Genomic DNA, 24,523 nt, shown 5'->3' with positions numbered 1-24,523 from the left:
AAACTAATAAAACGGAGAGCCTATGGCTTTAGAAACTTTCGGAATTTTTGGGTTAGAAGTATGTTGTCTTGGCATCTTGTCTGTTGATTTAGCATAAAGGGTAACGAAGAGCCATTAATTGCCTATTTCCTCCTACGGCTGGAATCGCTCTATTTCTTTTCTGTTGGCCGTTCCCTTGTGCATCTCAGGACTAAAAAACTTATTTTGTAAACCACTTATCTTAAAATTTGTCAATCAAAAAGATTAAAAAATATCAATCAGAGAAAAGTAATGTTAAAAAATAGCGATAATTCCGAGGAGATAATCAAGAATTATTAAAAGATATAGTTGTTTTCAAAAGTCTTCTGGAATCATCTTTTATAATCTGGAGTAATTAGTCGGACATAAATAAACAACACTATGTTAAGAAATGTAAAATAGGCGGTTTTCGGTGCTGCATACAGCTTTCTACCCTATTTACAAAACTTTATACAGCAGCGAAAACTTATGTCCGACTACTTATAAGCAACACAGAGGAAAGTCGAGGTAATCTCAATGACTACAGCAGAAGACGTTTTGCAAGTTGCCCGCCGACAAATAGGGACAAAAGAAAGTCCTCCCGGTACGAATAGTAACAAGTATGGCAAGTGGTACGGCATGGATCGCGCCCCTTGGTGTGCCATGTTTGTTTCCTACTGTTTTGATAATGCCGGTTTAACCTTCGAATTCCCGAAAGATTTGGGTACTAACAAGGGATTCGCTTACTGTCCCCATGGGGTAAAGTGGTTTAAAGACCAAAGCCGATGGCACACGGAAAACCCCCGCCCCGGCGATGTCGTCTTCTATATGTTTAATAAAAGAGGAGGGGTTTCCGACCATGTGGGCATTGTGGAGAAAGTGCTAGGCAACGGTCAAATTCAAGCCATTGAGGGCAATACCAGCACTTCCAGCAACGATAACGGTGGCATCGTCATGCGACGGACAAGAACGAGAAATCAGATTCTCGGTTACGGACGACCAGATTATAATGGCACAGCGCACACTCGAGCTCAAGCGGGAGAATTTCCCTCTTGGAATGGAGAATATATCTCTCTGACCAGTCCCCCGATGGAATCGGAAAGTATTCGTCTCTGGCAGAAGTGTATGAAAGAACGAGGCTATCCCATCGAAGTTGATGGCGAGTATGGACCGAATTCAGAGCGAATCTGCCGAGAATTCCAAGCAAAAATGAAGTTAGAAGTGGATGGTGTTATCGGTCGAGACACTTGGAACGCCTCTTGGCGACAACCCAAGCAATCTCAAGGCAATTTATCTGTTGACCAACCCGTTGATCGCGTTCGTTATCCCCTGCACCATCCCGTACAATTTAGTGGTAGTGCCAAAAATGGTGTGGTCAAAATCAAACTCTGCACCACTTGGGGTGGGGCGGAATTTCTCCTAGGCGGAAAAGTACCCGTTATTAATGGTCAATGGCGTTCCTCCTATCAATTTCAAACGGGTGGTGATCGCAAAATTTTTATCGAGGGACTAGATAGCAACGATCAGGTTATTGACAGCACAGATGTGATCATTAATCTCGATCCCGATGGTAATAACGATGTGGATACTGTCCGTATTACCAGTCCCAAAATTAATCAAGAATTAGATTTAGAATCGTCAGTCATATTTAAGGGGGTTGCCGAGGATCCTCTCATCCAGACGATTCAATTGAGAACTCCCTTTGCCGATAAAAATTTCTTTTTGGGAAAAGACATCCCCGTAGATAATGGGTGTTGGCAACACGAATTTAAATTCAGCACGGGAGGTACTCGCAAAATTGTTGCGGAAGGAATTGATGCCTCTGGTCGTCTGATTGATAGTGCCGCTATTGAAATTGTTCTCAAATCCAAAGAATCGGCATCTGTTGCCGGTGTAAGCGCTCCCAATTTGCGTCGGGTTGTTGGCATAGACAAAACCTCAATTTCCTTCCGCAATAAAGTAATACAAATCGCCAAAGAATTGGGAGTTGATCCTAATCACCTCATGGCCGCTATGAGTTTTGAAACTGGCGGGACTTTTAGCCCTGCCATCAGCAGTTTTTCCGGTAGTGGTGCCACGGGATTAATTCAATTTATGGGACCCACAGCCCGTTCTTTAGGAACAACTACCACTGACTTAGCAAGAATGAGTCCAGAAAAACAACTCGACTACGTTAAAAAATACTTCTGGCCCTACAGAAATCGCCTTAAAACTTTAGAAGATGTCTATATGGCAATTCTCTATCCTGCTGCTATTGGCAAGGGGCCAAATCATGTGCTTTTCCGCCAAGGTACTATCAGTTATCAGCAAAATCGAGGGTTAGATGGTCCACCCCATAAAGGATTTGTTACTGTGGGTGATGCCACCAAAAAAGTTAGTCAAAGATTTGTGTAAGCAGTCTTAATTTCTATCCAACAAGAGAAATTTTCTCAGACAATAGTAAAGGGTTAATCGAGATTTTTTATTGTCAACAGGCAGGTTTAAAGCTCGATTAACCGAGTCAATTCAGGAGGGTTTTACTCATGAGCTATACGGGACAAATAACCTTAGAAAATTCCGATTTGCAGATTCCCTGTCTAAAAAATTTTCTAGATAAAATCGGAGATTTGATTAGTGGTCATCATCACAATAATGTCAACCTAAACCCAATAGAATCGGAGGTGATTAATACCGATGAGGAAGAAGAAGTTATGGAACCGGGTTCTATAATTAACCATGATAATTCTGTTCAGGACATCTCTTTTTCTGGAGAGGAAGAATCTCAAGAAGAAGAATTGATCGAATCGGGGGAGGATACTAAATTAGAAAACTCAGAGCCAGTTGCTAATTATGAAGAAGATGAGGAAATCTGGGAACCAACCCCCGGTTTATCAGCTCCTGTGGTAAACCCCGATGAAAAAATAGTGCAGTTACCACCGATAAATCCCGTAATTTCCCCGGATGATGAGGAAGATTTCTGGGAACCAGAACCAGCTAGTTTTTTTGAAGATGATCAACTTAATAATGCTCTCTCTCCCGTCAGATTAGGCAGTTTTACGGCGCTCTTGGCAGCAATTATGTTGGGAGGATTGACAGTTTTAGGTCATACTCAGGCAGCAGAAGCAGAGGCAACCTATGCTTTATTAGGGACGGCTTTTGGCTCCAAAATTGTTCAAAGAACCTCGAAATCAGTTAACTAAATTCTTAGTTAATAATTCATAATTTTTACTCTAGACAGGAGAATTATATCATGACAACAAAACAAGTAGGATTTTTACAAGATGATCAGGGTAATAATTCATCTATGAGGTTGATGGCAATTATATCTTTATTTTCAGCGATCATCTTTAGCTTGGCAGTGTTTTGGCGCATCAATCAAAACTATACAGAAAACGCCACAGAGCAAGGTAGATACCTTAAGTTAATCGAGCAAGAAGTCTCGAAAGACGCTCCTGATTTAGAGCGAATAATAAGCAGTGTGGAGCGACTTGACCAACTCAATCAAACAGAAAAAGGCGAAGAAGGAATGGCAATTATTTACGCTTTTCTGGGAGCAGCTTTTGGTGGGAAATTTGTTCAGAAATTTGCGGAAGCTAAAGGGTCGCAATCTGCACCTACTAAACCTAACGAGATGGCTACTGCTGCCAACGGTCCCTAATTAATTGGCTATAGACAGTAATTTTGATTTGATCTAGATTGATTGCTTTTGAGGTTTAGTATTATGAGCAAATTTTACCCAGTGATGAGTAGTATTTCCTTTCTGACAGCTATTCTGTTTAGTCTTGTTTTAGTTGTGCAAATACCTCAAAAACGGGAACTGCAACAAGCCCAGCAGCAATCTTTCCAGAAATTACTGTCTCAAGTCAAAGAAAAGTATCCTGATCTGTCTGATTTATTGACAAAACTTCAACCCAATTCTACCCGTTTACCCGTCCCTTTTCCTCTGGATATTGTTTCTCCAGAGATTCAGATTATTTTGGGCTTTATCCTTGCTGGTTGTGGAGGTTATGGATTACAGTTTTTAGAGACAAAAATGCTCTCAAAATCCACTACTATGGAATAAATATTAAAAGCGATTGAGGCTAGTTATAGCAGTTATCTAATAGTGAGGTACGAAGTTTTTGTTTTGGGGGGACGGTCGTCGATACCAAATTATACTACGACATTTTAAAAGGGTTTTACCATTATTCAGCAAACCCTAATTAGGTAATACTTGGGTAAAAACCGAGATATTCCCCAGATTTAGCGGCTTCTAACCATGATTGTAAACCTTTTTTAGTCGGTGTTCCTTTAGGGGTAAAAGTCCATAGATCTCGTTTATGTTGGGGTCCATAGCTGATATGAATCGGGCGATTAATTCCGTAAAAATAGAGAGAATCAAAGGGTAATTTTGCGGTTAAAATCCAATCGATCAGGCGATCGCTCGTTAAATCGATAATCCGAAAATCACAGGCTGCCCCCAATCGCTGACAATAATATTGACCTTTTTGATTAATTTCGTGGGCGCAATGTTGATCGCGACTGGGATCGATTCTACCGTTTTTTAAGCCAGTGATTGGGTCTTTTTTTTGGAGAAGTTTTCTCAGATCATTGGAACAAAATCCGTAGGTTAATTGGAATCTTTCTCGACCAAAATTATCAATAATTGGATCGATAATGAAGTGAGCGAGATTTTGCCAAGCGGTTATCGTTTCAGGATTTTTTGGGTAGGGAGCGATTTGCGCTGCATACTTTTGATAGGTTTGGGAACAGGTAGATAATTCTTCTAGGCTTAAATATTTACCAATTAACATAATCAGTTATCAGTTTTTAGCTATATCCTATCACCCCATTTACCTATTTTGCCAAAGCTGCTTTTTTGCGACCATAATAAACAGCGATAAAAGCGCTGACATACATCCATAAACTATAGACAATTGCGGGAATGGCTAGATCGGGATTCTTTAATAAACCGGCAGTGATAGCAATAGCTAAAGTGCCGCTTTGAATACCCACTTCAATTGCGATACAAATTCTTTGGGGAATAGTTAATTGAAATAAACGACCACTAAAAAACCCAATTAGGGAAGCAATCGTATGTAAAATGATCACTGCGATGCCAGCTTGAGCAATGAATAGGGGCAAACGTTCCGATTCTCGGATTATTAATAAGCAGATAATAACTGCTAGAAAAATCACGGCTAAACGATTAGTTATCGGTTCCAGACTTTTGGCCAGTAAAGGGAAGTAATGGCGGATAGTCATACCGATAACCAGGGGTAAAACTATAATCAAAAATATCTGCGCCATAGTAGAACCAATGGGTAAGGAGATGGCGGCACTTTCACCCATAAAATGCTGTAAGCTCAAACTAGCTAAAAAAGGAATGGTGAAAATGGTGATGATGCTGCTAAAAGCGGTTAAAGTAACAGAAAGGGCCACATCTCCCTTAGCTAAATAGGTTAAAACATTGGAGGAAGGACCGCTGGGGCAAATGGCGACAATCATTAAACCGACGGCAATTTCTGGACGGAGAGGTAAGATAGAAGCAATAATAAAACCGACGATCGGTAAGATAATAATTTGATTGACTAAACCGATCAGAACTGCTTTGGGATAACGGGTGATACGCTGAAAATCGGCGAGAATTAATCCCAATCCCATGCCTAACATTAAAACGCCTAGGGCAACGGGTAAGAGGATATTAGTAAAAAAGTTGGCTTGCATCGGATAAAAGCGGAGAAGATGCGCTTATTTTCCCATAAATTGACTAATTCATTCTTGTGCATGGTTCCCGATTTTGCCGACTAAAAAACCCCGGTGTGCAAGAGAGGTTAAATTGTAGGAGAAATCCAACCTTGGGGATTTTAGTCCAGTTTCCCTCTCTCGCTCCGGAGTGAGAGAATAGTCATACTTAGTTTTTTTGTCCCGATCGAGAGTATTTTCTGAGATAGATCATTGCCGATCTGGGGATAAAAAACGGTAATTTCGCCCGATATAACCTTTTATTTGCGCCTATGACTGTCAAAATCGCTCTTAACCCCAATCAGATTCAAAATCTCGATCTATCATCTTTAGAGACTATTATTCAAGATTATCAGTCCCAATCAGCGATCGCAAAATTGGAACAAGCTCTACAATTAGAGATAGATTATCCTCGCGCGGAGGGTGATATGCGGGAATTATCGGAGATAGCGGAAGTCAGACTGTGGTTTCTGCGTTTAGATGCGGTTTATCCCTGGTTAATCTTTATTCTTGACCCAAAACATGGAGAAATCGCCCGTTATGCTGCCATGTTGGTCCCCCATCAATTCCATCGCGGGGAAGGAATTCAATATAATCCCGAAGCTTTGGAGATTTTTGTGATGCAAAAACTCTTTATTTTGTCTGATTGGCTGAAAAGTCAGCAAATTCCTGCTTTATCTCGCTTAAAATTTTTCGCTCAACAGTTTGGTTACGATATCGACGAGGAATTTCTCTCTCGTCTCTAAAAGCCTCCTGCGCTGACTAGATAAGGTATTTTTAGTATATGGCAAGCTACTGTCTAGCCCAATTTAGCACCACCAATACCCCTATCAGAGAATCATGGATACAAAATCCTTTAAACGTACCCTACAGCAGTCGGATAACTATAACCGCAAGGGATTCGGTCATAAAGAGGAAGTAATGGATGCGATGACCAATGAGTATCAAAGCGACCTGATCCAAGAAATTCGGGAAAATAATTATCGTTTACAACGGGGTGACGTGACGATCTATCTCGCTCAAGCTTTTGGGTTTTGTTGGGGGGTAGAACGCGCTGTTGCCATGGCCTACGAAACTCGTCAACATTTTCCCCTGGAACGTATCTGGATTACTAACGAAATTATTCACAATCCCTCGGTTAATCAGCGTCTGCGCTCCATGGCCGTGGGTTTTATTCCGGTCGAAAATGGCCAAAAAGACTTTAGTGTGGTGGAATCGGGGGATGTGGTGATTTTACCTGCTTTTGGGGCCAGTGTCTCGGAAATGCAAATACTTAACGATAAGGGTTGCATGATTGTGGACACCACTTGTCCCTGGGTTTCTAAGGTGTGGAATTCCGTGGAAAAGCACAAAAAAAGCGACCACACTTCGATTATTCACGGTAAATATAATCACGAAGAAACGATCGCCACTAGCTCTTTTGCTGGCACTTATCTGATCGTTTTAAATTTGGCTCAAGCTAATTATGTCGCTAATTATATTCTCCACGGTGGCGATAAAAATGAGTTCTTAGAGAAGTTTAAAAATGCACATTCCCAGGGTTTCGATCCCGATCGCGATCTAGATTATATCGGTATTGCCAATCAAACCACGATGCTGAAAAGTGAAACAGAGGAAATTGGCAAACTCTTTGAGCATACTATGTTGAGAAAGTACGGACCGATCGATTTTAAAGATCATTTCATGAGTTTTAATACTATCTGTGATGCCACTCAAGAGCGTCAAGATGCCATGTTTGAACTGGTGAAAGAACCGCTTTCTTTAATGGTGGTAATTGGGGGTTATAATTCCTCTAATACCACTCACCTACAGGAAATAGCGATCGAGCGTGCCATTCCCTCCTATCATATCGATAGTGCCGAGCGTATTCTCCCCGGTAATCGCATCGAACATAAACCTTTAGGGGATGATTTAATCATCACCGATAACTGGTTAAATGAGGGAAAAATTGCCGTCGGAGTGACTTCTGGTGCTTCCACTCCCGATAAGGTGGTAGAAGAGGTGATCGAGAAAATTTTTGCGTTCAAATCTTCTTTAGTCCCGGGTTAATTAGCCTAGGTGTGTTAGCCTTTAGCAATGGCTGCATCTCAGATCACAAATAGGAGATGCAGCCGATATTTTTATCAGTGGGATTGCTCAGAAACTAACTACCGCAATCTTGACATTGACGTTAGAACCGTTGGATTCTTCTCGTTGGGTCTATCTCACATTTGCAGAAATACCGACAATCAGCAATTATCAGTGACTTTTAAATTATTACAGATATATCATACTAAATCCGTTGAGTATAGGCTAGTTATGAGGAGAGGCACTCATGCAAGAGGCACTCATGCAAAGGGGAAAATAAATAATCAGTTTTTAATAACCAGATTTAGTATCAGCAGCTGTCTGTAAGCATCCCACCGAAAAACTAATGCGCTCCGGGGTTTGGGGAGTAGAACCCCCCAAAAGCTTGGATTGAGTGATAAAATCGAAAGTAAGGCCCGACTTTAGCAGAGAGTTTCCCCCTAAAAATCCCAACTTAGTAGATTTACAAAAATGAGATGCGGCCTTCTCGTTTCTGTCTGGAAGGAAGAGCCAATATTTTCCTAAAAACGGCGGGTTTTATCGATTCCGTAGATAATTCCCGTCACCACGGAAGAGAGAATTAATAACAAAATTAATCCTCCGGGTAAAAAAGATAATATTCCCATGCCGCGCAATATATAAACTAACACGGTCACTAATAGGAAACCGAAAAAAAGAGACTTTAAATAACTAGAATTTGAGCGCATTTACTTAGATTAACACTTCCTCTTGAGTTAAGTTTAACTTTTCGGCAATCATTGCCAGAATTTTTTCTTCCCTTTTTCCGTTACTGATAGATTCCAGTAACCGGCAATTGAGGATAATTTTTTCCCCATTGGATAAGGTTAAAATAATCCGTCGGTAATTAGACCCCAAAAAGCCTTTGTACTCTTCTACTTTTGCCTCAACAATTCTCTCTAGAAGATAATCACTTTCACTTCTAAAAGTTAAATGTTGTCGCTTACGGGTTAGGGTAGAGGTACCCTGATTAAAGACATAACTCTCCCAATAGCTGACATCATAAAGTAACAATAGACCTGACAATAAGCATAACATACCCCAGAGATAATAGGGATAATTATGGTGGTGTTCTAGCAGTGCTGACAAGGTATCTAGGGGACTTTTGGCAATAATTTCCTGAGCTTGATATCTATTCACAAAACTATCAAATCGAGTTTTAAAATCACTAGCTGACTGCACATCCCGAAAATTCTCGATGTAGAGATAGTTATTTCTTCCGACCAATAAAACCGTGTTATTAACAGTTTTTTCCTGCTCAACACTGATAAAAACTTCTTGATAGACAGCCGTAGCTTTAATGTGAGTCAAAGAAAAATTTTCCCGACTAGAAACAGGAAAATTATACTCTTGGACATATTGACAATCTATCCTTTTTGTGCTTAACCTAATGCAGTTGAGATAAGCGCGCTGGAAAGAAACCACATAGGCCAAAAAGAGCAAGGGAACCCCAGCCAGAAAAAAACCCAGAAAAGGACGATATTTAGGAGCCTTATTTTCTAATAAGAGTGTAGTCAGCGTTTTTTGCTTAACTCGCATAGGAAACCCTACAGGTACTTTGTTCTCATTGTACTACAGCTTTTTTCAGCATCCTTCTCAGGAGCTATTTATTTAATCTGCTGACCGGGAAAATTGTAATGATTATTCACGAAAATCTTACATCAGTCTCTAGACTGCCTCTATCTTGACCTTTTTTGTCTGGGTTTGGCACGGTAAAACCCTGTTTATCGAGTTTTTGTAAAGCTTTGGCGTTTTTTTGTTTATTGTTTGTATTTAAAGTAAATATATAAACAAGGCTGTTTTTATAAGTTTTTATGACTTTAAAGAACTTTATAAGCTCTAAAAGATTATTTATCTAATTTTTACGCTTTCAATCTCACTCTAGCTATAGCAGATAAAAATTGAGCCTCTTTCCAAGGGGTGGGGAGATGGTCAATAATGGCGATCAAAGCACTGATAAACAAACTCACCATTCAAGCGCACATTTAGGAGAACTTCCATGCCTTTAACACTTGCAGTCTACGGAAAAGGTGGCATCGGTAAATCGACAACAAGCTGTAATATTTCGGCCGCTTTAGCCAAAAGAGGCAAAAAAGTCCTGCAAATAGGCTGTGACCCCAAGCATGATAGCACCTTCACCCTGACAGGCTTTCTTATTCCCACAATCATCGATACCCTGCAAGAAAAAGATTTTCACTACGAAGACATCTGGCCCGAAGACGTTATCTATGACGGCTACGGTGGTGTCAAATGCGTGGAAGCGGGTGGCCCCCCGGCCGGTGCTGGTTGTGGCGGTTACGTCGTCGGGGAAACGGTGAAATTATTAAAAGAATTGAACGCTTTTGATGAATTTGACGTGATTTTGTTCGATGTTTTGGGGGATGTGGTCTGTGGGGGATTTGCCGCACCCTTAAATTACGCCGATTACTGCATAATTGTCACAGATAACGGCTTTGATGCTCTTTTTGCCGCCAATCGCATCGCCGCTTCCGTCCGTGAAAAAGCGCGCACCCATCCCCTGCGACTAGCCGGATTAATTGGTAATCGCACCTCAAAACGCGATTTAATTAATAAATATGTGGATCATGTTCCCATGCCAGTGTTAGAAGTTTTACCCTTAATTGAAGATATTCGCGTCTCCAGAGTTAAAGGTCAAACTCTCTTTGAAATGGCCGACAAGGATCCGATGTTAAGTTATGTTTGTGACTATTATCTCAACATTGCCGATCAGATTTTAGCCAAACCAGAAGGAGTTATTCCCAAAGAATCTGCCGACCGGGAATTATTCACTTTATTATCGGATTTCTATCTTAATGCTGATAAACCCAAAGTTAACGCCGAGGAAGAATTAGACCTAATGATGGTTTAGATTATTTTGTAGGGTGGGTTACGCTGTCGCTAACCCACCAAAACCCACCAATAACCACCAATAAACTCTTTTTCTGGGTGGGTTACGGCGAATAATTAACTTATTAGTTAATAGCCTAACTTATCGTCGCCTAACCCACCCTACCCACTGGCCCACCACCCAACTCGATGCAGCTTTAGAACTTAAGTTATCAGTATGTATGTATTTCTTTTGTCAGCTTAATTCCGATGGGGACAAACTGGTAGAAGTCTGAGGATTGAATTTTGATCCGTCAGAAGAAGAAACTAGAAACTTTTAATCCATCACAAGATAGTGAACTACAAAAGATTAGAGAACAGATAAAACGAGAAAACCTCAATAAACTAAGTTAAAGGAGACCCAAAAAACATGACCGCCATTCAAGAACCGAGCGCTTTACAATTTGATTGTGAAACTGGCAACTATCACACCTTTTGTCCGATTAGCTGTGTTGCTTGGTTATACCAAAAAATCGAAGATAGTTTCTTCCTTGTTATCGGCACAAAAACCTGTGGTTACTTCCTGCAAAATGCTATGGGTGTGATGATTTTTGCCGAACCACGTTATGCCATGGCCGAATTAGAAGAAGGGGATATTTCCGCTCAACTAAAAGACTACGAAGAACTAAAACGCCTCTGCTTACAAATTAAACGAGATAGAAACCCTAGCGTTATCGTTTTTATCGGTACTTGTACCACCGAAATAATCAAAATGGACTTGGAAGGATTAGCACCAAAACTAGAGTCAGAAATCGGTATTCCTATCGTGACAGCGCGCGCTAATGGTTTAGATTATGCCTTTACCCAAGGGGAAGATACCGTCCTCGCTTCTATGGTGCATAAATGTCCCGAAAAAGTTAAGCATGAAAACGACAAAGAAGAACGGAATGCTATCCAGAAACTCTTAACTTTTGGACGTAAAAAAGAAGAAATTAAACAGGAAGAATCGGAATATAAAGACCATCCTCCTTTAGTTTTATTTGGTTCCGTTCCTGACCCGATTGTGACTAATTTAACCCTAGAATTAAAAAAACAAGGAGTTAAAATTGATGGTTGGTTGCCGGCCAAACGCTTTACTGAATTACCGGTAATTGAAGAAGGTTATTATGTCGCTGGTGTCAATCCTTTTCTATCACGAACTGCCACCACTTTAATGCGTCGTCGTAAGTGTAAATTAATTGGCGCACCCTTTCCCATCGGTCCGGATGGAACCCGCGCTTGGATAGAAAAAATCTGTTCGGTTTTGGGAGTAGAACCGCAGGGATTAGAGGAAAGAGAGGCAAAAATTTGGGAAAGTTTAGAGGATTATCTGCAACTTGTGCGCGGTAAATCGGTCTTCTTTATGGGGGATAATTTACTAGAAATTTCCTTGGCACGTTTCCTAATTCGTTGCGGGATGACTTGTGATGAAATCGGTATTCCTTACATGGATAAACGCTACCAAGCGGCCGAATTGGCATTACTAGAGAAAACCTGTAATGATATGGGTGTTACCATCCCGAAAATTATCGAAAAACCTGATAACTACAATCAGATTCAGCGCATTTACGAGTTAAAACCCGATTTAGTGATTACAGGAATGGCCCATGCAAATCCCTTAGAAGCGCGGGGAATTAACACTAAATGGTCGGTAGAATTTACTTTTGCTCAAATTCATGGTTTCACCAATGCGCGAGATATTTTAGAGTTAGCTACTCGTCCCCTGCGTCGCAACAATAACCTCAAGGAATTGGGTTGGGATAAGTTAGTTAAAGAGTCAGCAAAAGTGTAAATTTGTTGTCAGAAGTGTACAATCCTCAGGTAAGGAATTGATTTTCCTTACCTTTTTTCAGTATTTAGTTAACTTCAATGTCCAATAACTTATCTCACCAAAAACCCTATCATCTCAACTTTAGCAGTGAGGATTTAGGCACGGCAAAACCTACTATCACCCTATTATCGGGGGAACCAGAACGCTCGCGCTATATTGCTGAAACTTATTTACAAAATGCACGTTTACTATCGGATTATCGCGGTTTAAATAGTTATCTTGGCTATCTAGATAATTCTACCCCAATTCTTCTGGCTACCAGTGGCATGGGTGCGCCATCTTTGAGTATTGTGGTTAATGAATTAATACAGGTGGGAATTAAAACTATTATTCGTATTGGTACTTGTGGCGCAATTCAAAATAGAATAAAAATTGGTGATATTATTATCTCCCAAGCGGCTTTATGTAGGCAAGGTGCTGCTAATGATATTGCTCCTCTGGAATATCCCGCAGTGGCGGATCCTTTTTTGACAGTTGACCTAGTTAAATCGGCTCAATTTTTGGGAGTAAATTATCATGTAGGTATTACCGCTTCTGTGGATAGTTTTTATGAAGGACAGGAAAGAATCCTGTCTTCCGCTAACCCTTATCTTCAGCGTCATTTAGAGGGAATTACGGAAGAATATCGACGTTTAAATATTCTCAATTATGAAATGGAAGCGGGAACTTTATTTAAAATGGCGGGGGTTTATGGATTTACTGCCGCTTGTATTTGTGGTGTAATTGCCGAAAGAAGTAAAGAGGAAGGGATTAGTTTAGAAAGCAAACAACAGGCCATCGAAAAAGCGATTCAGGTGGCAATATTGACTGTTACTAACCTCTCCCCATCCTCAATTAATTAATGTTGAGAAATCATTTTCATTAAGACTTCCTCTTTTTCCTGACTTTCGGGATAACAGGAGATAAGTTGAGCGCATAATTCCTAGTACAAAATAATTTATCGCCTTGTCTAAGTATGGTACATTAATTTACTCAAACAAGTGTCTTTTGTTGCGAATATGTAATGATTTTTGACAAAAGTAAATTCGTAAATTCTCACCCCAAAAAAATTCGCTTTTTCCTAGTCTTCTAAGCTAATCTTGACTGGATTAACTTGCCATCGGTAAAGTCAAAACCGTTAGCGACGAGACGATTATAAAGTTGCGGACAAGCTAAAGCGAGGGATTTTCCTCACGGCATTTGGTGGGATTAAGTAAGTAGTTATAATTAAATTGAAGATAGATTTTGCCTCTGATCCCCCCTTAATCCCCCCTTGATAAGGGGGGTGTCTGATAATTTTTAACGCCTACCTACTTAGGAGCTAATAAAGTGAGATAATAGAAAAAAATTAGTTTTAGCTTTAAGGATGGTATTATGTCAGACACAACGCAGTTAACACCGGAAAAAATTGCTCAGTACCGTATTGAATTTGCGGACAATGAGAACGCTTTAATTGCACTTGATTTTATTGAGGAATGGGAGGGAGATTTAGCAGATGCTGCTGAATCTATTGCCACTCGTAACGGGATTGAAGGGGTAGAAGATAAGGCTAATTTTCGTTGGTTTGCTATTGTTCTTAATAAATGTCGTGATTCTATCTGTCAACCGAAGTATGAAACTTTGCGAGAAAAATATTTACCCGCACTTATTCCCCCTGTAACAGATATTATCGCAGGATGTTTGATGTGTCCGCCTGGAGTAGCAGGACTTTTATCGACTCCAGTTGCTATTTATATTTCAGAGGAAGGACTGGATAAATTTTGTCAAAATTGTTCCGATTCTTAAACTCAGATCTTACCCCTGATATTAAAAACCCGATTTTTAGAGGCAGAAAAAATCGGGTTTTTTGGACTTTTGGATAATGCTGCAAGACCTGAGTTAAACTCCTGTTGCGATAAATGCTGTCCAATAATAGGGATTGGCAAAGGGATAGGGTTCGCGTTTCACTGCCGCTTCTAATAAGTCTTGGAATTTTCTTCTATCCCGTTTACTCTCAAAGACTCGATCGAGTAATTGCTGGAATTTTTGACTATTTTTTGTTTGGGCTAATTTTTGACTATTCAATGTTCTTAACCAGGTTTGAGTATGATTTAAAACAATAGCAATACTCCCTTGATCTTGGATAGAAATCCGTTTAAGATCGTGATAAAATTTAGCCATAAATAAGGTTGTTGCTAGGGGATCTACTGTCCAAAGGGTGCTAACGACACTAGAACTTCCTGCAAATAGAAAACCACTGGGTAAACCCACATATTCATCACTAATACTATCGGCTTTACTTTCTATTATACCACTTTCACAAGCAGAAAAAGTAACTAAACGGCATTCTCTTAAGTCAAGTTTTTTAAAGACTTCTGCTAGAGTAAGGTTAGCTGATTTTCCTAAGTTACCTTCTGGATCTGCTAACATTAATGCGGAGTCTCTAGGGGATTCATTATTAAATTTACCATGACAAGAAAAGTGAATACAATGGGATGCTTGTAATTCTTGACGACGGTTTTCTAGGGTTTGTTCTGATGCTGCTGATTCACCAATAATAATGGTTTTTTCTGCATCAAATTCTTGACTAATTCTCTCGATTTCTAGATTTGCTCCTAAGAGGGGTTTTAGTCCTTTTCGGGTGGGGTTTTTAATCGCAAAAAGACGATCAAAGTTTTCATGTTGTGATAATTGTACCAGTTTTAAAAGTTGGCAACTGGGAACGTATCCTACACCTTTAGAAAAGCGTTGATAGAGAAATTGTCCATCTTTTAGGGGTAAACAATGAAGGGGAATAATATGTAAAAACCAATGGGGGATTATGATTAATCGTTTACAAGATGGGGAAATTAGTTCTAAAATTTCATCAATGTGGAGAATTTCTGATAGTTGATTTAAACGAGAATCAAGAGTTTTAATCCACTCTGTTTTATTATTTTCATAAGCTTCACGATAATTTTTAATGAAATTAATCAAGTTTTCTCGATCTGTTGCTGAAGATTGCCAAACTTTTAATCCTTGGGAAGTTACAATAAAGGCTAAAAATGTTTCCCCTGAAATATACCATTCTAAAATTGCAGCTTGTTGATTAATTAAGGATTGAATCTCATTTAAGGAAATAGTTTGAACCTTTTGAGTTAATCTAAAAGTGGGATCAATGTCGGTTATTTCACGGTCAATGAGTTGATTTAATTCTTGTTTTAAATGATTGAGGTGAGTATAGTCATTTAAAATGGGTTGTTTTTGTTGATCTAGGGTTAAAGTTACTCCCCTATTGCAGGTTTGTTCTTGGATGGCTAACTGTTGTTCTTCCCCAATAATGGCACGACGGAGGCGATCTAATTCGGTAATAATAGTTTGGGGGATATTACCTTTAGGATAGATATCTCGGTCGGTAAGCAATTGGACTAGATAGCGAGTTTTGCTGCGTTCAACGTATTCTAAAGCGCGATCTTTTTGATTGAGGTTGAGATAGGATTGAACTATGCCATGATAAACATCCATTGCATTGGAGAGGATTTCTTGTTGTCGTTGGGGGTTTAAGGCTTCAAGTCGGGTATTTTCTACTGCTTCGATGGCTAGGTTGTAGCCTTTGATGGCGGTTTCCCAGTCTTCGATAAAGTTAGCAGTATTTCCTAAGTTACGTCCTGTTACTAAACAGTTTATAGGAAAAGCAGTAGGAGTTCTTACTTCTAAAGACAGGTGAAAAGCTGCGATCGCTAACTCTAGATTATCTGCTTTTTTCCCTCTGATGCGATTACTATAAGCAGCCCCCAGATTATTTTGTGTCATTGCCCATTGTTCAGGAAATGCTTCACGGGTATATACTTCTAATGACAGGTTATAAGCGGCAATAGCTAACTCTAGATTATCTGCCCTTTCCCGTCTGATGCGTTTACTATAAGTATTCCCCAGATTATTTTGTGTCATTGCCCATTGTTCAGGAAATGCTTCACGGGTTCTTACTTCTAATGACAGGTTATAAGCGGCAATAGCTAACTCTAGATTATCTGCCCTTTCCCCTCTAATGCGAGTTTGATAAGCAGTTCCCAGATTATTTTGTGTTGTTGCCCATTCATCAGGAAAGCTTTCACGGGTATATACTTCTAATGACAGGTTATAAGCGGCAATAGCTAACTCTAGATTATCTGCCCTTTCCCCTCTAATGCGATCACTATAAGCATTCCCCAGATTATTTTGTGTTCCTGCCCAATTTTCAGGAAAAGCTTCACGGGTTCTTACTTCTAATGACAGGTTATAAGCGGCAATAGCTAACTCTAGATTATCTGCCCTTTCCCCTTTGATGCGAGTTTGATAAGCAGTTCCCAAATTATGTTGTGACCTTGCCCAATCTTCAGGAAAGGCATCACGGGTATATACTTCTAAAGACAGGTTAAAAGCTGCAATAGCTAACTCTAGATTATCAGCCCTTTCCCCTACAATGCGATTATTATAAGCAGTCCCCAGATTATTTTGTGTCCTTGCCCAATCTTCAGGAAAAGCTTTACGGGTATATACTTCTAATGAAAGATTGTAAGCTGTGATCTCCTTCTCTAGATTATCAGCCCTTTCTCCTCTGATGCGATTTCCATAAGCTATCCCCAGATTATTTTGTGTGTTTGCCCATTCATAAGGAAAGGCATCACGGGTATATACTTCTAAAGACAGGTTATAAGCGGCAATAGCTAACTCTAGATTATCTGCCCTTTCCCATCTGATGCGAGTTTCATGAGCAATCCCCAGATTATGTTGTGTACCTGCCCATTGTTCAGGAAATGCTTCACGGGTATATACTTCTAATGACAGGTTTAAAGTCGCAATAGCTAACTCTAGATTATCTGCCCTTTCCCCTCTGATGCGAGTTTGATAAGCAGTCCCCAGATTATTTTGTGTCTCTGCCCAATCTTTAGGAAAAGCTTCACGGGTTCTTACTTCTAAAGAGAGTTTATAAGCGGCAATAGCTAACTCTAGATTATCTGCCTTTTCCCCTCTGATGCGTTTAGTATAAGCAGCCCCCAGATTATTTTGTATCTTTGCCCAATCTTCAGGAAAGCTATCACGGGTTAATACTTCCAAAGACAGGTTACAAGCCGCAATAGCTAGCTCTAGATTATCTGCCCTTTCCCCTCTGATGCGATTTCCATAAGCTAACCCCAGATTGTTTTGTGTCATTGCCCAATCTTCTGGAAAAGCTTCATGGGTATATACTTCTAAAGACTGGTTTAAAGCTGCAATAGCTAACTCTAGATTATCTGCCCTTTCCCCTTTGATACGATTACTATAAGCATTTCCCAGATTATTTTGTGTCATTGCCCAATCTTCTGGAAAAGCTTCACGGGTATATACTTCTAACAGGTTTTGATAGCCTGTAATCGCAATTTCCAGCTTATTAGCCCGACTTCCCAAGGGGAAATTTTTAATATCAATACATAAATTTTGAATCACCACGGCAATACTTGGCACATCTTCTGTCTTCCCTTCAGAAAACACATATCTAGCGAATTGTTGCAACTGTTGGGCAAAAGTATCATCTAACAGATGTTGACGGCGTTGTAGGATAGGATAAACCACCGTAGGATCGCTATTACTCTCATCTTCTGCTTGTAATACTTCTAATAAAAACTCCTGATATTCCTCTATACTTCCCGCTTGAGGGTTGAGATATTGCCCCAACTGTTGCGCCATATTCCGTAACCAAGCCGCATTATTATTATTTCCTTGTTGTTCTAACCCTGTTGCATAGTTTTCCATCACCTGCAAAAATTCGGGATCAATCAATTCCTGATTAGCTCGCAGAATATTATTGAGTTCCTCATCATCAGCACAAGCGAGCAACTGTTCAATTAAATTGATATAAGCTTGGGCGCGTTGTTCATCCATTGTTTTGATTGTGATTGTTATAATTATATTTATGATTGAGGAGGAAAAGGAATAATAATGTAGCGGATGACTGTTCCTAGTAAAGCCGTTCCCAAAATTCCGATTAACGTCCAAATCTGTGCCTTTTGAGAGCCTTTCAATTCTTTGGTATCTTCTTTTACACTTTCAATATCTTTTTCCAAACTATCGATTTTTTCCTCCAATCTAGCTTGTCCAACTTCTAAATTAGTGAGGCGATTATTCATTATTTCTAACTTTTGTTCCAGTCTGTCAAATCTTTGGTCAAACTTAGTGAGATATTCTTTAAGGTCTTGTTCAATAGTAACTGACATCTGATGATTCTCCTAATAATGATGCTTGTCAATATTATTGTATATCTTAATCATTAGCACAAGTGAGCAACTGTTCAATTAAATTAACATAAGCTTAGGCGCGTTGTTCATTCATTGTCTGTACTGTGATTGATGTGATTGTGTGATAGACTGTGATTTTTTTTAGAGGCCGACTCGATGATATTTAGATAAGCTTGGGTGCGTTTTTCGTCCATAACCTTAATCCGATGCTTTTACAAAAGTTTTTTAAATTCTTCAATAGACATTCCGGCACCTTTAATAATTGTTCCCATTGTATAAGCATTAATTGGATTAGCTCTGGGAATTGTTAAGATATGCTCTCCATCAGTCATTGTAATATGTTTACCCTGTCGAACAATCCTAAATCCTGCTTTTTCAAAGGCTTTAATGGCTCGTTGATGATTAATTCCGGGAAGACTAGGCATGATTTAATTCAACTTCCACATAACAAGATTCTACACCTTGATTCAATTCCTCAGCAACTTCTAAATAAGACACAATAGCATCTTGAATATTATTGAGAGCTTCTTCTTTTGTCGTACCTTGAGAAGCACAGCCGGGTAAACCGGGACACCAAACAGCATATCCTTCTTCTGTTTGCTTAAGACTGACTTTATACTGCATATTTTTATAATAATAATCGTTGTCAGTTATTATAGCACGGCCATCATTAATCTCTGCTTCTGCTTGTAATACTTCTAATAAAAACCCCTGATATTCCTCTATAGTTCCCGCTTGAGGGTTGAGATATTCCCTCAACTGTTGCGCCATATTCCGTAACCAAGCAACAGGATTATTATTTCCTTGTTCTTCTAACCCTGTTCCATAGTTTTCCATCACCTGCAAAAATTCGGTATCAATCAATTCCTGATTTGCTTGCAGAATCTTATTGAGTTCCTCACCATCAGTACAAGCGAGCAACTGTTCAATTAAATTAACATAAGCTTAGGCACTTTGTTCATTCATAAAATTGTCTATTTCTAGTTATAAACTATCAAATTCATCAACCCCTAATCCCGCTTGCCTTAAAATACTGCCAATTGTACCGATTGTTACCTCCTTATAACAGGGAACAATCGTTGTCCTTTTTCCTCCAGGAGTATCCTTGGCAAACTTAACATGACTCCCCTTTTGACTAACAACTTCAAACCCTGCCGCTTCCAACTTGCGTTTAATTTCACGATAAGATAAAGGCTTAAGCGGCCTTGATTTCTACCTCTATCTTCTGTAATTGGGGAATAACTGTCGCACAAGGCGGTTCAAAATGTAATTCTAAAGCCTCTTGCAGATTGTTTAACGCCTCGGTTTCCGTTTCCCCTTGACTAGCAACATCAACCTCTAAACATTGGGCAACAAACCAATTATCTTCTTGAAAAATTCTCGCTGTAAATACCTGTCTCATTTTCACTTTCCTGATTGAGCTTTCCATGATTATATGTCAGGCTAGAATGACAGTCAATTAAATAATCATATAGATCATGCTTTAGACTTCTACATAACAAGATTCTATACCTTATATCCCGTAACCAAGCAACAGGATTATTATTTCCTTGTTCTTCTAACCCTGTTGCATAGTTTTCCATCACCTGCAAAAATTCGGTATCAATCAATTCCTGATTTGCTTGCAGAATCTTATTGAGTTCCTCACCATCAGTACAAGCGAGCAACTGTTGAATTAAATTAACATAAGCTTGGGCGCGTTGTTCATTCATTGTCTGTACTGTGATTGATGTGATTGTGTGATGGAATATAATTTTTTCGAGAGAGCGACCCTATGATATAATATAATAAACTCCCATGATTGTCAAAAACAACCCAATTATAGTCGATCATTTATTCTAATCATAGTTTAGACATTATTAAGGACAAAGACTATGGACATCACCATTCATCTTAGCCAAGAACAAAGGGAAAAACTCGCCTACATCCAACAACATAGCGATCAGGATATAACTACCCTACTCAATCAAGTTATTGAGCAACAATATACCAAACTATACCCGCGTAACTCAGAGCCTCTTAAAGTGCTAAAAGAAAGCGGTTTTATTGGGTGTGGACAAGGTTCGCCCGATCTTTCTACTAACTATAAAACCATCCTGAAGGAAGAATGGTCAGCCAAACATGATTATAGTTGATACAGGCTTCTGGTTGGCTCTTGCCAATGAGCAAGATAATCATCATCAGCAAGCACAGCTTGTAATTCAAAGATTGCGAGAACCCCTAATAACAACCTGGTGTGTTTTCACCGAAACTTGTTACCTTTTGCTAACTCGTCTCGGTAATCATGCTCAACTGCTATTTATCCAAAATTTCTTAGCGGGTGGTTTTGAAGTATTTGAATTACAATCAAATCATGTTAGACGAATGCAACAACTCATGGAACGTTATGAAGATATACCAATGTATCTAGCTGATGCTTCATTAGTAGTATTAGCTGAAAACTTAGGACACGGGAGAATTTTAACATCAGATCGCCGCGATTTTTCAATCTATCGCTGGCAGGATAACAATACTTTTCAAAATTTATTCTTAGAATATCCTTAATACTTGGGAATCAAATGAATAGGATTTTTGTGATTGTGGGATTGTCTAAAGACAATCTAATCATAGTCGATCATTCAATCACTCTCAATCATAGTTTAGACGGTATTGCAATTAAGGATTACCCGAAATAACAAACCTACCCACTGCCACTAAAAACCCTCCTACCGCCGTAATTAAAATACCAATTAATGTCCAAATTTGAGCCTGTTGTGAACTTTTAATCGCCTTAACATCTTGCTTCAGATTATCGATTTCCACCTTTAATACCTGTCTTTCCCCCTTAGCTTCTGTTAAGTCAATTTTGATGTCTGTAACATCTTTTTGTAAATTCTCTAATTTGTGATTAATTTGAGCTAAAATTTCCCCTAGGTTTTGTTCAATTATCACTGACATTTCTATTTTTCCTCATAATAAAAAAGCTCCCCGAATCATTCCCCCTAAAACTCAAAAGTATTGACCCAGTTTTTGGATAGCAAAAAATAATAAATTTCATCCTTTTCACAAAGCATTTTTGTGGCCACGGTTCCAAAATTCGGGCTAGTCAAAGACTAAACCCGAACTTGACCGAGTTTTTTAATCCTCTAAACTAATCTTGACCGGATTAACTTTCCAAATCTCTTGACAATATTCCCAGATTGTGCGATCGCTAGAGAATTTTGCCATACGAACCGAGTTAAGAATCGACATCCGCGTCCACTTGTCCCGATCGCGATAAGCTTGACTTACCTGTTCCTGACAATCAGCGTAGGATTGATAATCAGCTAAAAGCATATACTGGTCATCGTAGAGGAGAGAATCAACGATCGGCCTGAATAATTCCGTGTCACCATGGCTAAAATAACCACTCTTAATTCGATCGATCACTCCCTTCAATTCGCGATTATTTTTGTAATAGCTCATCGGTTCATAACCGTGTGCCTTCTTAGCATAAACTTCTTCTGCTGTCAAGCCAAAAAGGAAGAAATTTTCTGCCCCTGCTTCCTCGCGAATTTCGATATTAGCGCCGTCCAGAGTCCCAATGGTGAGGGAGCCATTCATAGCGAACTTCATATTACCAGTTCCGGAAGCTTCCTTACCCGCCGTAGAAATCTGTTCGGAAAGATCCGCTGCTGGATAGATGCGTTGACCCAAAGAAACGTTAAAGTTAGGCAGGAAAACCAATTTTAAACGACCTCTGACATCAGGATCCTTATTAACAATTTCAGCTACAGCATTAGTTAACTTAATAATTAACTTCGCCACAAAGTAACCGGGAGCTGCCTTACCACCAAAGATAAAAGTGCGCGGCACGATATCGATCTGAGGGTTCTGTTTAATGCGATTATAAAGGGCGATAATGTGCAGAACTGCCAGATGTTGGCGTTTGTATTCGTGAATCCGTTTTACCTGCACATCGAAAATCGAATTAACATCCACCTCGATATTGCGGGTTTTCAGCATATAAGCCGCTAAATCGGCCTTATTCGCCTGTTTAATTTCATACCAACGCTGACGGAATGCGGGATCATCAAGGTATTGTTCCAGTTTTCGCAATTCCTTCAGGTCTTTTAACCAATCATCGCCGATTTTTTCGGTAAATAGTGCCGATAATTGGGGATTGCTCAATAAAATCCACCGGCGCGGGGTGACACCATTGGTTTTATTGTAGAATTTTTCCGGCCAGAGCATGGCAAACTCTTTCAGGGTGTCTTTTTGCAGTAACTCCGTGTGTAAAGCGGCAACTCCGTTAATCGAGTGACTACCCACACAGGCTAAATTAGCCATGCGAATTTGTTTATTACCCCAACCAGCTTCTTCAACTATCGACAATTTGCCCAATAATTCCTCGTTATCGGGAAACCAAGTCCGCACATCATCGAGGAAAAAGTGATTGATCAGGTAGATAATTTCTAGATGTCGGGGTAGCAGTTTACCGAGTAAATCCGCCGACCAACGTTCCAGGGCTTCCGGCAATAGGGTATGATTGGTATAAGCGAAGGTTTTTTGGGTAATTGTCCAAGCTTTTGACCATTCTAAGCCGTTTTCATCCACTAACAAACGCATTAACTCAGCGATCGCAATGGCGGGGTGAGTATCGTTCAGTTGAATAGCGGCGGTTTCGTGGAAGTTTTGCAGATTTTTGTGGCTTTTTAGGTGAATGCGAATTAAATCTTGCAGGGAAGCGGCCACAAAAAAGTATTGTTGGGCGAGACGTAATTCGCGACCGGCGGGGGTGTTATCGTTGGGATAAAGGACTTTAGAAATGGTTTCCGCGTCCATTTTTTCAGCCACGGATTGATCGTATAACCCAGCGTTAAAAGCCTCAAAATTAAACGATTCACTCGCTTCTGCTTTCCAGAGACGCAAAGCGTTAACCGTGTTGGTTTTGTAACCCGGGACGGGGGTATCGTGGGGAATGGCTAAAACCCGACGTTCCGGCAGCCATTGTACTCGTTCTTGTCCCTTATCATCGTGATAGATTTCCGTCCGGCCACCCAGTTTTACTTCCACACTTTCATCGGGACGAGGTAATTCCCAAGGATTGCCGAAGCGTAGCCAGTTATCGGGGATTTCCACCTGCCAACCGTCTTGGATGATTTGATGGAAAATGCCAAATTCGTAGCGGATACCGTAACCGATGGCGGGAATTTCTAGGGAAGCGAGGGAATCGAGGAAACAAGCCGCTAAACGCCCTAAACCGCCGTTTCCGAGGCCGGGATCCGGTTCCTGTTCGATAATTTCCTCAAAATCAAGACCTAATTCCTCGATCATCTCTTTGATTAGGTCATAAATACCCAAATTAGCGAGATTATTACCTAAATACCGCCCCATGAGGAATTCGGCGGAGAAATAGCAGACGAGTTTAACTTTTTCTTGTTTGTAGGTGTCGGTGGATTTCAGAAAACGACGCAGGAGGCGATCGCGAACGGTGTAGGCAAGGGCGACATAGTAATTGTAGGGACTGGCATCGGTGCGGTTAACCCCTTGCAAATAAAACAGATTGTCCAGAAAAGCCCGTTTTAGGGTTTCGGGACTCATGCCCGTGCGATCGTCTTCAATCAGGGTGGGGCATTGAAGTGCTTCACGCCCATCAGCTAGGGTAGAGGTTGTCTCCATGGGTTTTTGTTGTCCATATATTCGGGAGTTGATCGCCGCTCAGATTCTGATGACGATATCCCTTATAGTTTACCTAAAATGTCGGATGAATACCCCCGCTACATTTTTCGACAAGATACTCACCTTTGCGGGGGATGAAATCCGACCAGAATATCAACCGCGGAGCATCGGTTTAATTCCACCATCTGTGGGTAAACTGTATTATACTTAA

The 24,523-nt window shown here is 40.0% G+C and carries 26 protein-coding genes; 13 read left to right on the top strand and 13 right to left on the bottom strand.

The features are described 5' to 3' along the window. Positions 1-534 precede the first annotated feature (534 nt). The 4 genes from EWV84_RS21720 to EWV84_RS21705 all read left to right on the top strand — a co-directional run bounded on the left by EWV84_RS21720 (position 535) and on the right by EWV84_RS21705 (position 4,039). Complete coding sequence (locus tag EWV84_RS21720; RefSeq protein ID WP_287080003.1) at positions 535-2,391, top strand: CHAP domain-containing protein; 1,857 nt, start codon at positions 535-537, stop codon at positions 2,389-2,391. Positions 2,392-2,519: 128 nt separating this feature from the next. Next, positions 2,520-3,176, top strand: coding sequence for a hypothetical protein (locus tag EWV84_RS21715; protein WP_287080001.1), 657 nt, complete (start codon positions 2,520-2,522; stop codon positions 3,174-3,176). Positions 3,177-3,226: 50 nt separating this feature from the next. Continuing rightward, on the top strand, positions 3,227-3,634 hold the full coding sequence (locus tag EWV84_RS21710) for a hypothetical protein (protein ID WP_287080000.1): 408 nt from the start codon (positions 3,227-3,229) through the stop codon (positions 3,632-3,634). A gap of 63 nt (positions 3,635-3,697) precedes the next feature. After that, positions 3,698-4,039: a hypothetical protein gene (locus EWV84_RS21705; protein WP_287079998.1), complete on the top strand. Its 342-nt coding sequence runs from the start codon at positions 3,698-3,700 to the stop codon at positions 4,037-4,039. Between the two features lie 139 nt (positions 4,040-4,178). Here EWV84_RS21705 and EWV84_RS21700 read toward each other — a convergent pair whose 3' ends face one another. Together EWV84_RS21700 and EWV84_RS21695 are read right to left on the bottom strand one after the other, a co-directional pair. Continuing rightward, positions 4,179-4,769: a hypothetical protein gene (locus tag EWV84_RS21700; protein WP_287079997.1), complete on the bottom strand. Its 591-nt coding sequence runs from the start codon at positions 4,767-4,769 to the stop codon at positions 4,179-4,181. A 43-nt stretch (positions 4,770-4,812) separates the two neighbouring features. Beyond that, positions 4,813-5,682, bottom strand: coding sequence for a bile acid:sodium symporter family protein (locus EWV84_RS21695; RefSeq protein WP_287079996.1), 870 nt, complete (start codon positions 5,680-5,682; stop codon positions 4,813-4,815). 290 nt (positions 5,683-5,972) lie between these two features. Between EWV84_RS21695 and EWV84_RS21690 the strand changes: the two genes are divergently transcribed. Together EWV84_RS21690 and EWV84_RS21685 are read left to right on the top strand one after the other, a co-directional pair. Next, positions 5,973-6,446: a CRR6 family NdhI maturation factor gene (locus tag EWV84_RS21690; RefSeq protein ID WP_287079994.1), complete on the top strand. Its 474-nt coding sequence runs from the start codon at positions 5,973-5,975 to the stop codon at positions 6,444-6,446. Positions 6,447-6,540: 94 nt separating this feature from the next. Next, positions 6,541-7,749, top strand: a complete 1,209-nt coding sequence (locus EWV84_RS21685; protein WP_287079993.1) for a 4-hydroxy-3-methylbut-2-enyl diphosphate reductase — start codon at positions 6,541-6,543, stop codon at positions 7,747-7,749. A 539-nt stretch (positions 7,750-8,288) separates the two neighbouring features. Here EWV84_RS21685 and EWV84_RS21680 read toward each other — a convergent pair. Next, positions 8,289-8,474: a hypothetical protein gene (locus EWV84_RS21680; protein WP_002798718.1), complete on the bottom strand. Its 186-nt coding sequence runs from the start codon at positions 8,472-8,474 to the stop codon at positions 8,289-8,291. 4 nt (positions 8,475-8,478) lie between these two features. Beyond that, positions 8,479-9,324, bottom strand: a complete 846-nt coding sequence (locus EWV84_RS21675) for a hypothetical protein (RefSeq protein ID WP_287079991.1) — start codon at positions 9,322-9,324, stop codon at positions 8,479-8,481. A gap of 460 nt (positions 9,325-9,784) precedes the next feature. Between EWV84_RS21675 and bchL the strand changes: the two genes are divergently transcribed. The 4 genes from bchL (at position 9,785) to EWV84_RS21655 (ending at position 14,245) form a co-directional block, all read left to right on the top strand. Next, positions 9,785-10,654, top strand: a complete 870-nt coding sequence (bchL, locus tag EWV84_RS21670; RefSeq protein ID WP_002759152.1) for a ferredoxin:protochlorophyllide reductase (ATP-dependent) iron-sulfur ATP-binding protein — start codon at positions 9,785-9,787, stop codon at positions 10,652-10,654. A gap of 387 nt (positions 10,655-11,041) precedes the next feature. Next, entirely contained in the window at positions 11,042-12,442 is a 1,401-nt protein-coding gene (locus tag EWV84_RS21665; protein WP_287079989.1) for a ferredoxin:protochlorophyllide reductase (ATP-dependent) subunit N, read from the top strand. Between the two features lie 77 nt (positions 12,443-12,519). Continuing rightward, the gene (locus tag EWV84_RS21660; protein ID WP_287079987.1) at positions 12,520-13,323 is read left to right on the top strand and encodes a nucleoside phosphorylase; all 804 of its coding nucleotides are present in this window, start codon (positions 12,520-12,522) and stop codon (positions 13,321-13,323) included. A 511-nt stretch (positions 13,324-13,834) separates the two neighbouring features. Beyond that, positions 13,835-14,245, top strand: a complete 411-nt coding sequence (locus EWV84_RS21655) for a hypothetical protein (RefSeq protein ID WP_287079986.1) — start codon at positions 13,835-13,837, stop codon at positions 14,243-14,245. 93 nt (positions 14,246-14,338) lie between these two features. Here the strand turns inward: EWV84_RS21655 and EWV84_RS21650 are convergent, their stop codons facing one another. From EWV84_RS21650 to EWV84_RS21620, 7 genes are all read right to left on the bottom strand, one after another. Further along, on the bottom strand, positions 14,339-18,319 hold the full coding sequence (locus tag EWV84_RS21650; RefSeq protein ID WP_287079983.1) for a CHAT domain-containing protein: 3,981 nt from the start codon (positions 18,317-18,319) through the stop codon (positions 14,339-14,341). A 29-nt stretch (positions 18,320-18,348) separates the two neighbouring features. Then, positions 18,349-18,651 (bottom strand): hemolysin XhlA family protein, encoded by a 303-nt coding sequence (locus tag EWV84_RS21645; protein ID WP_002773297.1) that lies wholly within the window; start codon positions 18,649-18,651, stop codon positions 18,349-18,351. A 233-nt stretch (positions 18,652-18,884) separates the two neighbouring features. Continuing rightward, on the bottom strand, positions 18,885-19,097 hold the full coding sequence (locus EWV84_RS21640; protein ID WP_002759169.1) for a type II toxin-antitoxin system HicA family toxin: 213 nt from the start codon (positions 19,095-19,097) through the stop codon (positions 18,885-18,887). After that, entirely contained in the window at positions 19,090-19,296 is a 207-nt protein-coding gene (locus tag EWV84_RS21635; protein WP_012264985.1) for a type II toxin-antitoxin system HicB family antitoxin, read from the bottom strand. The genes EWV84_RS21640 and EWV84_RS21635 overlap by 8 nt, the downstream gene beginning before the upstream one ends. 360 nt (positions 19,297-19,656) lie before the next feature. Beyond that, a complete protein-coding gene (locus EWV84_RS21630) occupies positions 19,657-19,848 on the bottom strand; it encodes a type II toxin-antitoxin system HicA family toxin (protein ID WP_287080004.1) in 192 nt (63 codons plus the stop codon). 19 nt (positions 19,849-19,867) lie between these two features. Then, the gene (locus EWV84_RS21625; RefSeq protein WP_287079981.1) at positions 19,868-20,074 is read right to left on the bottom strand and encodes a type II toxin-antitoxin system HicB family antitoxin; all 207 of its coding nucleotides are present in this window, start codon (positions 20,072-20,074) and stop codon (positions 19,868-19,870) included. Then, a complete protein-coding gene (locus EWV84_RS21620; protein WP_287079980.1) occupies positions 20,034-20,384 on the bottom strand; it encodes a hypothetical protein in 351 nt (116 codons plus the stop codon). The genes EWV84_RS21625 and EWV84_RS21620 overlap by 41 nt, the downstream gene beginning before the upstream one ends. Positions 20,385-20,546: 162 nt before the next feature. Between EWV84_RS21620 and EWV84_RS21615 the strand changes: the two genes are divergently transcribed. Further along, complete coding sequence (locus EWV84_RS21615; protein ID WP_002773298.1) at positions 20,547-20,807, top strand: hypothetical protein; 261 nt, start codon at positions 20,547-20,549, stop codon at positions 20,805-20,807. Then, positions 20,794-21,216, top strand: coding sequence for a type II toxin-antitoxin system VapC family toxin (locus tag EWV84_RS21610; protein ID WP_287079979.1), 423 nt, complete (start codon positions 20,794-20,796; stop codon positions 21,214-21,216). Before EWV84_RS21615 ends, EWV84_RS21610 begins: the two co-directional genes overlap by 14 nt. A 111-nt stretch (positions 21,217-21,327) precedes the next feature. Here EWV84_RS21610 and EWV84_RS21605 read toward each other — a convergent pair whose 3' ends face one another. Together EWV84_RS21605 and EWV84_RS21600 are read right to left on the bottom strand one after the other, a co-directional pair. After that, positions 21,328-21,609, bottom strand: a complete 282-nt coding sequence (locus tag EWV84_RS21605) for a hemolysin XhlA family protein (protein ID WP_287079978.1) — start codon at positions 21,607-21,609, stop codon at positions 21,328-21,330. 180 nt (positions 21,610-21,789) lie between these two features. Then, a complete protein-coding gene (locus EWV84_RS21600) occupies positions 21,790-24,312 on the bottom strand; it encodes a glycogen/starch/alpha-glucan phosphorylase (RefSeq protein ID WP_287079976.1) in 2,523 nt (840 codons plus the stop codon). A gap of 49 nt (positions 24,313-24,361) precedes the next feature. Between EWV84_RS21600 and EWV84_RS21595 the strand changes: the two genes are divergently transcribed. Continuing rightward, positions 24,362-24,523, top strand: coding sequence for a hypothetical protein (locus EWV84_RS21595; protein WP_287079974.1), 162 nt, complete (start codon positions 24,362-24,364; stop codon positions 24,521-24,523).

It is taken from the genome of Microcystis sp. M_QC_C_20170808_M3Col (genome assembly GCF_007095505.1).
Taxonomy (GTDB): domain Bacteria; phylum Cyanobacteriota; class Cyanobacteriia; order Cyanobacteriales; family Microcystaceae; genus Microcystis.
This window is presented reverse-complemented; position numbering and strand designations above follow the sequence as displayed.